Source organism: Haemophilus parainfluenzae (assembly GCF_014931275.1).
Classification (GTDB): domain Bacteria; phylum Pseudomonadota; class Gammaproteobacteria; order Enterobacterales; family Pasteurellaceae; genus Haemophilus_D.
Genome location: NZ_CP063110.1, coordinates 904,465 through 917,167 on the forward strand (window position 1 = coordinate 904,465; position 12,703 = coordinate 917,167).

At 39.1% G+C, this 12,703-nt stretch carries 10 protein-coding genes; 4 read left to right on the plus strand and 6 right to left on the minus strand.

The annotated features are described in order from the left end of the window. Positions 1–38 precede the first annotated feature (38 nt). A complete protein-coding gene (iolD, locus tag INQ00_RS04485; RefSeq protein WP_197547423.1) occupies positions 39–1,985 on the minus strand; it encodes a 3D-(3,5/4)-trihydroxycyclohexane-1,2-dione acylhydrolase (decyclizing) in 1,947 nt (648 codons plus the stop codon). 309 nt (positions 1,986–2,294) lie between these two features. Here iolD and INQ00_RS04490 point away from each other — a divergent pair, with 309 nt between their 5' ends. Then, positions 2,295–4,205, plus strand: a complete 1,911-nt coding sequence (locus INQ00_RS04490; protein WP_197547424.1) for a bifunctional 5-dehydro-2-deoxygluconokinase/5-dehydro-2-deoxyphosphogluconate aldolase — start codon at positions 2,295–2,297, stop codon at positions 4,203–4,205. A gap of 37 nt (positions 4,206–4,242) precedes the next feature. Here INQ00_RS04490 and INQ00_RS04495 read toward each other — a convergent pair whose 3' ends face one another. From INQ00_RS04495 to frdA, 5 genes are all read right to left on the minus strand, one after another. Further along, positions 4,243–5,094 (minus strand): MurR/RpiR family transcriptional regulator, encoded by an 852-nt coding sequence (locus tag INQ00_RS04495; protein ID WP_197547425.1) that lies wholly within the window; start codon positions 5,092–5,094, stop codon positions 4,243–4,245. 116 nt (positions 5,095–5,210) lie between these two features. After that, positions 5,211–5,555, minus strand: a complete 345-nt coding sequence (gene frdD, locus INQ00_RS04500) for a fumarate reductase subunit FrdD (RefSeq protein WP_197547426.1) — start codon at positions 5,553–5,555, stop codon at positions 5,211–5,213. Between the two features lie 11 nt (positions 5,556–5,566). Further along, entirely contained in the window at positions 5,567–5,977 is a 411-nt protein-coding gene (gene frdC, locus INQ00_RS04505; protein ID WP_197542808.1) for a fumarate reductase subunit FrdC, read from the minus strand. A gap of 10 nt (positions 5,978–5,987) precedes the next feature. After that, positions 5,988–6,758, minus strand: a complete 771-nt coding sequence (locus INQ00_RS04510) for a succinate dehydrogenase/fumarate reductase iron-sulfur subunit (protein WP_005696861.1) — start codon at positions 6,756–6,758, stop codon at positions 5,988–5,990. Beyond that, a complete protein-coding gene (gene frdA / locus INQ00_RS04515) occupies positions 6,751–8,550 on the minus strand; it encodes a fumarate reductase (quinol) flavoprotein subunit (RefSeq protein WP_054419163.1) in 1,800 nt (599 codons plus the stop codon). The genes INQ00_RS04510 and frdA overlap by 8 nt, the downstream gene beginning before the upstream one ends. A gap of 281 nt (positions 8,551–8,831) precedes the next feature. Here frdA and epmA point away from each other — a divergent pair, with 281 nt between their 5' ends. From epmA to INQ00_RS04530, 3 genes are all read left to right on the plus strand, one after another. After that, the gene (gene epmA, locus INQ00_RS04520; protein ID WP_054419164.1) at positions 8,832–9,815 is read left to right on the plus strand and encodes an elongation factor P--(R)-beta-lysine ligase; all 984 of its coding nucleotides are present in this window, start codon (positions 8,832–8,834) and stop codon (positions 9,813–9,815) included. A gap of 231 nt (positions 9,816–10,046) precedes the next feature. Further along, a complete protein-coding gene (locus INQ00_RS04525; RefSeq protein ID WP_197547427.1) occupies positions 10,047–11,285 on the plus strand; it encodes an HAAAP family serine/threonine permease in 1,239 nt (412 codons plus the stop codon). A 34-nt stretch (positions 11,286–11,319) separates the two neighbouring features. Continuing rightward, positions 11,320–12,690 carry an L-serine ammonia-lyase gene (locus tag INQ00_RS04530; RefSeq protein WP_197547428.1) on the plus strand — a complete coding sequence of 457 codons (1,371 nt, stop codon included), beginning with the start codon at positions 11,320–11,322 and terminating at the stop codon, positions 12,688–12,690. Positions 12,691–12,703 lie beyond the last annotated feature (13 nt).

A 12,703-nucleotide genomic window follows, 5' to 3' on the forward strand; every position in this document is an offset into this window, starting at 1 on the left:
GAAAGAGTGGTTAAATTGGAGATAAATCAAATTCTTGACTAATAGCGTCTCGCTTCATTAATGTGTTTCACACTATTTTCATGAGCCTTACGGATAGTCTCTTTTTCAGAAACCTCTGCTACGCCGACGTGCCACCAACTGCCATAACCATGTATCATGGTTTTTGGTAGTACTTTGATATCAATTAAGGTGGAAACATTTTGTTTTTTAGCATCGGCTAAGGCGGCGTACAATTCTTCTTCTGTTGTAACTTTGTAGGTCTTACATCCGTAAGAAGCTGCGTTCATGGCAAAATCGACAGGTACGAATCCACCATCTAATTTGTTGGTTTGTGGATTTCTGAAACGGAATTCTGTCGCAAAGCTATCCATACCATTGCCGATTTGTAAGTTGTTAATACATCCGTTAGTCATATTATCGAATAAAACGACGTTAATTTTTTTATTTTCTTGTACAGATGTGACAAGTTCAGAATGAAGCATCATATAAGAACCATCACCTAATAAGGCATAAACCTCTTTTTCTGGTTGAGCTAATTTTGCGCCTAAAGCCGCATTGACTTCATAGCCCATACAAGAATAGCCATATTCTAAATGGTAGGTATTTTCGCCTTTAGATTGCCATGCGCGTTGTAAGTCGCCAGGTAAGCTACCTGCAGCTCCAACAATGATATCGTTTTCACCTAAGGTCTCATTGAGAATGCCTAGAACACGGCTTTGTGTTAAGCAAGATTGAGTAAGTTTAATAAACTCCTCATAAACTTTTTCTCGATCTAAGGCATCATTCACTTCTGGGATGAAATCTTTTTCAGTGTAAGTCGCGTGATAAATACGTTGTAATTCTTGTTTAAATTGTGTTTTAGCTTCACTAATTGAATTGCTCCACTGTGCACGATAACGATAGCCTGTTGGCGAGAGAAGTGCGGTAAGTTTTTCTAACGTTTCTTTCGCATCTGCAACCACTTGAATGCCATCTAATTTATAGGCATCAAAACGAGCGACGTTAATATTTAGGAATTTCACCTCTGGATTTTGGAAGATCCATTTAGAGGAAGTTGTGAAATCCGTATAGCGAGTACCAATACCGATAATGAGGTCAGCCTCTTTTGCCAAGAGATTAGCGGCTAAACAACCTGTTTCGCCTACACCACCAACGTTAAAACTGTGTTCAGAAACGACCGCACTTTTACCCGCTTGAGTCTCTGCAAAAGGAATATGGAATGTTTCTGCAAAGTGTTTGAGTTGTTCTGCGGCTTCGGAATAACGCACACCACCACCACAAATAATTAATGGTTTTTTCGAACTCATAATAAGCTCAATGGCAGATTTCAACATTGGCTCAGTTGGTAGTGTTCTTTCAATTCTGTGAACCCGTTTTTGTAGAAAATATTCAGGGAAATCATAGGCTTCAGCTTGAACATCTTGAGGTAGCGCAAGAGTTACTGCACCGGTATCTGCCGGGTCAGTTAATACTCGCATGGCATTAATACAGGCAGTCATTAATTGTTCTGGACGACTAACACGATCCCAATATTTGCTTACTGCTTTAAATGCATCATTTGTGCTAATGCTTAAGTCGTGAAATTGCTCAATTTGTTGTAAAACAGGGTCTGGTTGGCGGGTTGCAAACACATCACCCGGTAAAAGAAGAAGTGGAATACGATTGGCTGTTGCGGTTGCAGCTGCTGTAATCATATTAGCTGCACCAGGTCCAACAGAAGAGGTGCAAGCATAAATTTTTTTACGTAGATTTTGTTTTGCAAAACCAATGGCCACATGAGCCATACCTTGTTCATTACGCCCTTGACGAACGATGAGATTACCGCTGTCTTGTTCTAATGCTTGACCAATGCCTAATACATTGCCATGTCCAAAAATACCAAAGATACCTTCAACAAATTTAGTGACTTTACCGTCAAACTCAATATATTGATTATCAAGGAATTTTATTAGCGCTTGTGCCACAGTTAGTCTTACAGTTTTCATTGTAATCTCCTTTTAGGGTAACTTGCATTAGTGCTAGTATATAAGCATTCTTCTAATTTTAAATATTTTTGAAATAAAAATTTCATTTTTGAGACATAGATCAAACTTTTTTTAGCACGAGAATCCGATTTTATAAATGAAGGTTAGACTGCCTATTAAACAGGATTGTTTTAGATGCAGTAGAACAGTTTTTAGATATTGATTTTGTGATTAATGTCTAAAAAATGAAATTTCGTTATTGATTTTTTTGAAATATATGTTTCAATTTGTATTAGCGAAGCAACTTTATTAATTAGAAGGAATGGCATTATGAAAACGGTAGAAAAAACACTAGACCTCATTTGTCTCGGTCGCGTAGCTGTTGATCTTTATGCACAACAAATTGGTGCGAGATTAGAAGATGCATCTTCTTTTTCCAAATATCTAGGTGGCTCTTCAGGTAATGTTGCCTATGGAACTGCAGTGCAAGGGGTTAAATCCTCAATGCTAGCACGTGTTGGGGATGAGCATATGGGCCGTTTCTTACGTGAAGAATTACAGCGTGTTGGCGTAGATACCAGTCATCTCATTACGGATAAAGAGCGCCTAACCGGACTTGTCATTTTAGGTATTAAAGATCAGGACACATTCCCATTAATTTTCTATCGTGAAAATTGTGCCGATATGGCTATTACAAAAGAAGACTTTGATGAAAGCTATATTGCCTCCGCTAAAGCATTAGCTATTACAGGGACTCATTTATCCCACCCGAAAACCAGAGAAGCCGTGTTAACCGCATTAGAGTATGCCGGTAGAAATAATACAAAACGTTTGTTAGATATTGATTATCGCCCGGTATTATGGGGACTAACTTCTCTTGGTGATGGTGAAACTCGCTTTATTGATTCAGAAGCGGTGACGAAATCGTTACAAGAAGTATTACATCATTTTGATGTACTCGTGGGTACTGAAGAAGAATTCCATATTGCTGGTGGTTCAACCGATACATTAACCGCACTTAAAAATGTACGTAAGTTCAGTCATGCCGTTTTGGTTTGTAAACGTGGCGCATTAGGCTGTTCAGTATTTGAAGGGGATATCCCTGATGATTTGGATGGCGGATTAAATGTTTATGGCGTGAGAGTGGAAGTACTTAACGTGCTTGGTGCAGGTGATGCATTTATGTCAGGCCTCATTCGAGGTTATATTAATAATGAAGGTTGGGAACAATCTTGTCGTTATGCCAATGCGTGTGGTGCATTAGTGGTGTCTCGCCACGGTTGTGCTCCAGCGATGCCAACAAAAGCCGAGTTAGATAATTACTTAGCTCGTACAGAATCAGTCCCTCGTCCTGATTTAGATTCACAATTAAACCATTTACATCGAGTCACTACCCGAAAAGCAAAATGGGATAATTTATGTATCTTTGCTTTTGATCATCGCAAACAGTTAGTTGATCTCGCTGAGAAATGTGGTGCAGATGTCAAACGAATTCCTAAATTGAAACAACTTCTCTTACAAGCTGCAGAAAGAACTGCACAGGAAGAGGGAATTTATGATGGACAAGCAGGAATTCTTGCCGATACTACTTTTGGTCAAGCTGCACTAAATGAAATTACCGGTAAACATTGGTGGATTGGACGTCCAATTGAACTTCCAGCTTCTCGCCCATTACGTTTGGAATATGGTGATTTAGGTAGTCAATTAGCAACCTGGCCACAAGAACATGTAGTGAAATGTTTGGTCTTTTACCATCCGAAAGACAGTATTGAAATGAAAACAGAGCAAGATGCAACATTAAAACAAGTGTATCAAGCTTGCTGTCGAACAGGACATGAATTGCTATTAGAAGTGATTTTACCTTCAGATATGGAACAAAATGAAGAATACTATGCTGAAATTATTACTCATTTCTATCATTTAGGAATTAAACCGGATTGGTGGAAATTACCAGGTGTTTCAGCAAAAGCTTGGGCACATATTAGCGAAGTCATTCAAGCAAATGATCCATATTGCCGTGGAATCTTGATTTTAGGTTTGGATGCACCGGAAGATAAGTTTAAAGCAGTATTTGATGCATCAGCTAATGCACCTTTAGTCAAAGGTTTTGCTGTAGGGCGAACAATTTTCGGGCAACCATCAGGAGATTGGTTAAGTGGAAAATTAACAGATGATGGGCTTGTTGCTGAAGTGAGTGAAAGATACAGAAGACTCATTAAGCTTTGGAAATCTCGTCAATAATTGTAAATGTAAAATGCCCCATATTGGGGCATTTTTATTATTTGGTGTTTTTATCTTTATCTTTATCTTTTTCTTTTTCTAAACCTAATACAATTGCGAGTGTTTGCACGAGGGTCATTGTTGAGCACTGAGAACGGAAGCCGAGCACTTGTGCTTCTTTGATAACAAATGCAATATCACTGAATGCGAGTAATGGACTAATTTGGCTATCCGTAATAGAAATTTGTTTAACCCCTTTTTTAGCACAAACCTTACTAATATTAACCGTTTCAGCTGCATAAGGTGAGAAACTAATGGCGACAACAACATCTCCTTCTTTGACTTGATTAAGCTGCTCATCAAACATTCCACCTAATCCATTAATTAAAAAAGAACGACAATCTAAGTGTTGTAAGGCATAGTTTAAATAGCAGGCAGCACTAAAAGAACGCTTTAATCCAATGATAAAAATATTATTGGCCTCTTTGAGGATTTTGGCTGCTTCATTAATTTGTTCATTTGTGGTTTGTTCCGCTAACTGATGTAATGCTTGGCTATTAGCCTGTGAGAAAATAGTCAAAATATCTTCTGGTGATTCTTCACCTTCTGATTTAGCAATTTTATGTGAAAGTTGAAGTCTTTCCGTGTAATTAGTGGTCTTTTCCATAAGATTTTCACGGAAGATTTGTTTCATTTCGTTAAAACCGGAAAAGCCGAATTCAGAAGCAAAACGAATAAGCGTTGAAGGGGGCACATCAGCTTTTTCTGCAATAACGGCAACGGTATCAAAAACAATACTGTCGCTATTATCTAGGATATATTTTGCAACTTGTTTAAGTCTTTTACTTAAACTATCGTAACGAGTTTGTATTTCTGTTTGTAAATTGGTTAATTGAGATTTTTCTTTCATATAAAGTTATTTTTAGAATAAATGTTCTTAGATCTTATAGAGATGAACGAAAAATTCAAGAAAAAAGTGCGGTCATTTTTGACCGCACTTTTACTTATCAATTTAGTATTTTTAAATTACAAACCTAATACGGCAAATAACACCCAAACAGTGTAAATAGTTGCTAGGCCGTAGAAGATAAATCCGCCTGCTGGCACGTGGATTTTAAGATCGTGCATCGCATGATGGATACGGTGTAAACCACACCACATTGGGAAAATTGTTAAAACTAAAATAATTAATTTTCCGATCCAAGAATAAGCGAATGTAATTAAGTTATGTGGATCAATTAATCCAAATGGTAACAATAAACCAAGGATTAAGATCACAACAGGGAAGAAAATCGCACTGACAGTCCCGCCAGCACCAAACATCAACCATACTGGTGGTTCACCAGAGCGTTTTGGATTTTGTTCGACCATTTTTTCTCTCCCTACATATAAACTAAAATTAATGCGATAACACTAATCACAGCCGTAACTGCCCAAAGTGCATTTCTTAACACGTGATGTGGTAAACGTTCATTTTTAACAATGATGTTCATCACTTTTGGTGTCATCACGAAATAAGTTGCAGTGTGATATAAAGTCGCAATTAATGTAATGATATTTAAGATCACTACAATTGGATTTCTTAAGAAGCCAATGAAATCAATAATGCCTAGACCTGGAACAGGATTGCTTGCAAGGCAAAGTACGCCATAAAGCAATACAATACAGAACCATACGGCAAAGATAGATGTTGCTTCACGCACCATATAAGCTTTGTAGAAATCCAATTTTTGCCACCAAGTAGCCGTCATTGGGCGAACATATTTTTTGCGTTTACTTACTGTTACTGACATATTCTTCCCCTTAGCCTTTTGGTTTTAGCATTGAGATAACATAATCTTTGGCACTTTCCACTTTTCCTTGGTTGATTGCAGAAGCTGGATCCACGTGTTTTGGACACACTTCAGAACAATAACCCACGAAAGTACAGCTCCAAACACCGTTTTTACCATTTAATAATGGCATACGTTGTGCTTTACCATGGTCACGGTTATCAAGGTTGTAACGGTGTGCCATTGTAATCGCTGCTGGGCCTAAGAATTCAGGATTTAAACCAAATTGTGGACAAGCTGCATAGCATAAACCGCAGTTGATACACATTGAGAATTGACGATATTTTTCAAGCTGTGCCGGGGTTTGTTTAGTACGGCTTACTTGCAATTCTTTTGATGGATGTGGTTTACCATCTAATGCTGGCGCTTCGTTGCCAATAATATAAGGTTTAATTGCCTCTAAACTTTCGATGAAGTGGCTTAAATCCACCACTAAGTCTCGTTCAATAGGGAAGTTTGCTAATGGTTCAATACGCATGTGGCCGCTGTAATCACGTAAGAACGTTTTACAAGCCAATTTTGGTTTGTTATTGACCATCATCCCGCAAGAACCGCAGATCGCCATACGGCAAGACCAACGATAAGAAAGAGACGGTTCAAGTTTATCTTTAATGTAACCTAACGCATCTAAAAGAGAGGTTTGGTTATCATAAGGTACTTGATAAGAGCTTAAATGTGGCTCTTGATCGTTTTCTGGGTTGTAGCGTAATACTTCTACAGTCATTACCGGTGAATTAGCCATTTGCTTGCTCCTTAGCTTTCGCAGCCGCTTCTGCCGCTTCTGCTTCAGCACCATAAACACGTTTTGCTGGTTGAGATTTAGTGATTTTCACCGGGCTGTATTCAATACGCGGTGCATCATCGCCATTGTAGTAAGCAAGGGTGTGTTTTAAATAATTCACATCATCACGTTCGGTGTAGTCTAAGCGTTGGTGTGCACCACGAGACTCTTTACGTTCAATTGCAGAGTTTGCAATAGATTGTGCCACATCAAGGATGTAACCTAATTCTACGGTGTAAAGCACATCGGTATTGAATACGCTTGAACGGTCTGTCACACGGATACGTTTATAACGTTCTTTAAGCTCAGCAATTTTATCTACTGCTTTTTGCATGCTTTCTTGGTCACGGTAGATACCACAACCTTCTTCCATTACGGTACCCATTTCATCACGGATTTCAGACCAAGATTCGTTACCTTCTTGGTTGTAAAGTGCTTCAAGGCGAGCGACAACATCTTGAGCTTGCGCATCAACTGCTGTACGGTTTGCAGGTTTCGCTTCTGCTGCTCGTTGTGCGGCATATTCACCTGCAACACGGCCTAAAACTACTAATTCAGCAAGCGAGTTAGAACCTAAACGGTTTGCGCCATGTAAACCAGAAGACGCACATTCACCCACAGCAAATAAACCTTTAATACGAGTTTCGCTGTTGTAATCTACTTCGATACCACCCATGGTGTAGTGAACAACTGGACGAACTGGGATTGGTTCATTAACTGGGTTTACACCTTCATAAGCACTTGCTAATTCACAAATAAATGGAAGACGTTCATGTAAATATTTTTCACCTAAGTGACGTAAGTCAAGGTGAACCACATCGACACCTTTTGCAGTTTTTAAGGTGTTGCCTTTTCTCCATTCTTGCCAGAACGCTTGTGAAACTTTATCACGTGGACCAAGTTCCATATATTTGTTTTCAGGTTTACCAATTGGGGTTTCAGGGCCTAGACCATAATCTTGTAAATAACGGTAGCCGTTTTTATTCACTAAGATACCGCCTTCACCACGACAACCTTCGGTCATTAAGATACCGGTGTTTGGTAAGCCGGTTGGGTGATATTGTACGAATTCCATATCACGAAGAGGAACACCGTGACGATATGCCATTGATAAACCATCACCAGTTACGATACCGCCGTTAGTATTGAATTTGAATGCACGACAACCACCACCAGTTGCAATCACAACCGCATTTGCATTGATTTGAACAAGTGAACCTTCCATCATATTCATCGCAACCATACCGCGAGCATGGCCATCATCAACTAAGATATCTAAAACGAAGTGCTCGTCAAAACGTTGAATTTGAGGATATTGAATGGATGTTTGGAAAAGAGTATGTAATAAGTGGAAACCGGTTTTGTCTGCCGCGAACCAAGTACGTTCGATTTTCATCCCACCGAAACGACGCACGTTCACATCGCCATCTGCTTTACGGCTCCAAGGGCAACCCCAACGTTCAAGTTGAGTCATTTCCACTGGAGAATGTTCAACGAAGTATTCCACCACATCTTGTTCACATAACCAGTCACCACCGGCAACGGTATCGTGGAAGTGTTTATCGTAGGAATCTTCCTCTTTAATTACTGCGGCCGCACCACCTTCTGCTGCAACCGTATGGCTACGCATAGGATAAACCTTAGAAACTAATGCGATCTTTAAGTTAGGGTTTGCTTCTGCTGCTGCAATTGCTGCACGTAAACCGCCGCCACCGGCACCAACAATAGCAATATCGACATTAACCGTTTGCACGATATCCTCCAATCATATAGAAAGTAAAAAAATAAAACGCCCTAAATTAATAGGGGCTTGTGGTAATTCTGCCACTTTTGTTTACAAATTAGTAACTTTTTTTCCCGAATAAACAGATAAAATATCAAAAGTGTGATCTAACTCAAAAAAAAGTTAATTTTTATATATTTATAGATGATAACCGTTTGCGTTTAAGAATGATTTAGTCGGATTATTGAGTTAAAAATCAGTCTTGTTTACAATAGCCTAATTCATTTTAAACGTGAAAAACGGAGAAAAAAATGACCGCACTTAGCGATAAAAAAACAGAATGGCAACCTTCCGCCTCAATTAAAAATTTATTGGCGCGTGCCAAAATCATTGCGGATATCCGCCAGTTTTTTACTGAACGTGGATTATTAGAAGTGGAAACGCCTGTTTTAAGTGAATTTGGTGTGACGGATCTTCACCTTTCAACTTTTAATACAGAGTTTATTGCGCCTTTTGATGAACTGTCGAAAACGCTGTGGCTTTCTACTAGCCCGGAATATCATATGAAACGTTTATTAGCGGCAGGCAGTGGACCGATCTTTCAAATTGGCAAAGTGTTTCGTAATGAAGAAGCGGGTAATCGCCATAATCCGGAATTTACCATGCTTGAATGGTATCGACCGCACTTTGATATGTACCGCTTAATGAATGAAGTGGATGATTTATTACAACAGATCCTTGATTGTAAACCGGCAGAAACCTTAAGTTATCAATTTGTCTTCCAAGAATATGTAGGATTAGATCCATTATCAGCGACTCGTCAAGAATTAGTAGAGGCAGCGCGTAAGCACAACTTTATGGCAGATGAAGATGAAGATCGTGATACCTTACTACAATTTTTATTCAGTGAGGTGGTAGAACCTAAAATCGGACAAGAAGCGCCTGTTGCCGTTTATCATTTCCCTTCTTCCCAAGCTGCGCTCGCTCAACTAAGCCCTGAAGATAGCCGAGTGGCAGAACGTTTTGAGTTCTATTATAAGGGCTTAGAGTTAGCCAACGGTTTCCATGAGCTCACCGATGCGCGTGAACAGCAACACCGCTTTGAGCAAGATAACCGCCTACGCGAAAAAGCAGGTTTGCCACAACGTGAAATTGATCATCGTTTACTGGCGGCATTACAAGCAGGAATCCCCAATACATCAGGCGTGGCTTTAGGTGTTGATCGTCTAATTATGATTGCATTAGGCGCTGAAAGTATTAAAGAAGTAATTTCATTTTCGGTGGAATGTGCTTAAGTTTATATAGTGTGTTTTGCACGCTTTTACCTAAAAATGATTATAATGTGCGCCACACTTTTTTGATCTAGATAAATATTTATGTAAAAAACGTATATAAAACTGTTAGCCCGATCACATTTTCTTATGTTGTACTTTGCACCCAATTTAAGACCTTATCATAATGCCGTCACTAGCTTAATGAACACTCATTAAATAAATGATTTTATGATTAACTTTAGAGGGTAATATATGAGCACTACAACTAATAAAAAATGGAATAAATTTGATGTAGCTTGGGTGTTAAATTTATTTGGGACCGCTGTCGGCGCAGGGGTGTTATTTTTACCAATCAATGCAGGGATGGGGGGCTTCTGGCCATTGGTGGTTATGGCTCTTTTGGTTGGCCCTATGACATACTTTGCACACCGTGGTTTGGCTTATTTCGTTTTATCTTCATCTAAACCAGGTAGTGATATTACTGAAGTGGTGGAAGAGCATTTCGGTCCAACAGCAGGAAAATTAATTACTTTATTATATTTCTTCGCGATCTTCCCAATTTTATTGATTTATGGAAACGGGATCACCAATACCGTTGATTCCTTCATTGTTAACCAATTAGGCATGGCTTCACCAAATCGTGTCATTCTTTCTTTTGTATTGATTGCGATATTGATTTCGGTAATGTTATTCAGTGAAAAAGTAATGTTGAAAATCACTGAATTATTAGTTTATCCATTGGTATTGATTCTCTTTGCATTATCAATCTATCTCATTCCTCAATGGAATGCATCAATGCTTTATGAGCTTCCTACAGCGAGTGGTTTTGTGACGACATTGTGGTTAACTATTCCAGTATTAGTCTTCTCTTTTAACCATTCTCCGGCAATTTCTTCTTTCACGCTTTCTCAACAACGTGAATATAAAGATTTTGATAAAACGGAATATCACATTGGTCATACAGAAAAAGGCACTTCAACCGTATTACTTTTCTTCGTGATGTTCTTTGTGTTTAGTTGCGTATTAACTTTAACACCGGCAGAGTTATTAGAGGCAAAAGCACAAAATATCAGTATCTTGTCTTATCTTGCGAACAAATTTGATAATCCATACATTTCTTATTTTGCACCATTAGTGGCTTTCTTAGCGATTACCAGTTCATTCTTTGGCCATTATTTAGGGGCTCGTGAAGGTTTAGAAGGTTTATACCTAAAAATGAAAGGTGAAAGTGTAAATCGTAAAAAATTAAATTACAGTACCGCAGTATTCTTCTTATTCACTTTATGGGGTGTTGCGATCATTAACCCAAGTATTTTAGGTTTAATCGAATCGCTTGGCGGCCCAATTATTGCGATGATCCTTTTTATTATGCCAATGTATGCTATCCGCAATGTACCTGCGATGAAACGTTATCAAGGTCGTTTTAGCAATGTATTTGTAACAGTAATGGGATTAATTGCTATCTCTGCGGTCGTATATGGATTATTATAAGCGGCTTTTTAGTTTAGCTTAGGATTAAAATAATATGATTAGTGTATTTGATATGTTTAAAGTGGGAGTAGGGCCATCCAGCTCCCATACTGTTGGCCCGATGAAAGCAGGTAAGCAGTTTATTGATGATTTAATCGAGCAAGGTAAATTTGATGCCGTTGCAACCTTGCACGTTGATGTATATGGTTCTCTCTCTATGACAGGGCTTGGCCATAATACAGATATTGCGATCATTATGGGATTAGCTGGCTATCTACCGCACGATGTAGATATTGATTTAATCCCAACATTTATCGAACAGGTTAAACAAACCAAAAAGCTGTCGATTGCACAAGGTAAAAAAACGGTTAATTTTGATTGGGATGCCAATATGGTATTTCATAATTCCTTTTTATCGTTGCATGAAAACGGCATGACCATTACTGCATTAGATGCTGATCGTCAGGTAATTTACCGCCAAACCTATTACTCCATTGGTGGTGGTTTTATCGTGGATGAAGCACATTTTGGTCAAGAGGAAGAAAATCCAGTGACAGTGCCGTATCCTTACAAACATGCTGAGGATATTTTAAAACATTGTCAGGAAAATGGCTTAATGCTTTCTACGATGATGATGAGAAATGAGTTGGCATTACATGGTAAAAAAGAGGTTGAAGCGCATTTACATAATGTTTGGAAAACCATGAAGGATTGTATTGAGCATGGTGTCAATACAGAAGGCGTGTTACCAGGCCCATTAAAAGTGACACGCCGAGCGCCGTCACTTTATCGTCTCTTGCAAGCCAATAGTCATCGTCTTGCAAATGATCCAATGCATGTAATCGACTGGGTGAATATGTTTGCCCTTGCGGTAAACGAAGAGAATGCAGCGGGTGGACGCGTCGTGACAGCGCCAACTAACGGTGCTTGCGGTATTGTGCCAGCTGTGCTTTCTTATTACGAAAAATTCGTAGGACCTTTAACACAGGATGTGATTGAGCGCTACTTATTGGCTGCAGGTATGATTGGTTCACTTTATAAGATGAATGCCTCTATTTCTGGCGCTGAAGTCGGTTGCCAAGGTGAAGTGGGTGTGGCATGTTCAATGGCTGCAGCGGGTTTAACTGAAATCCTAGGCGGTACGCCAGTACAAGTGTGTATTGCAGCTGAAATTGCGATGGAACATAATCTTGGCTTAACTTGCGATCCAGTTGGTGGACAAGTACAGGTGCCTTGTATTGAGCGTAACGCGATTGCTTCAGTGAAAGCAATTAATGCCAGCCGTATGGCATTACGCCGTACCACAAATCCTCGCGTAACCTTGGATAAAGTGATCGAAACCATGTATGAAACAGGTAAAGACATGAATGCTAAATATCGCGAAACATCAAAAGGTGGCTTAGCGGTGAAAGTAGTGTGTTCTTAAAATTTAGTTGATA

Coding starts and splice junctions, on each gene's coding strand:
- iolD (WP_197547423.1), bottom strand. CDS start 1,985: ATGAAAACTGTAAGACTAACTGTGGCACAAGCGCTAATAAAATTCCTT.
- INQ00_RS04490 (WP_197547424.1), top strand. CDS start 2,295: ATGAAAACGGTAGAAAAAACACTAGACCTCATTTGTCTCGGTCGCGTA.
- INQ00_RS04495 (WP_197547425.1), bottom strand. CDS start 5,094: ATGAAAGAAAAATCTCAATTAACCAATTTACAAACAGAAATACAAACT.
- frdD (WP_197547426.1), bottom strand. CDS start 5,555: ATGGTCGAACAAAATCCAAAACGCTCTGGTGAACCACCAGTATGGTTG.
- frdC (WP_197542808.1), bottom strand. CDS start 5,977: ATGTCAGTAACAGTAAGTAAACGCAAAAAATATGTTCGCCCAATGACG.
- INQ00_RS04510 (WP_005696861.1), bottom strand. CDS start 6,758: ATGGCTAATTCACCGGTAATGACTGTAGAAGTATTACGCTACAACCCA.
- epmA (WP_054419164.1), top strand. CDS start 8,832: ATGACCGCACTTAGCGATAAAAAAACAGAATGGCAACCTTCCGCCTCA.
- INQ00_RS04525 (WP_197547427.1), top strand. CDS start 10,047: ATGAGCACTACAACTAATAAAAAATGGAATAAATTTGATGTAGCTTGG.
- INQ00_RS04530 (WP_197547428.1), top strand. CDS start 11,320: ATGATTAGTGTATTTGATATGTTTAAAGTGGGAGTAGGGCCATCCAGC.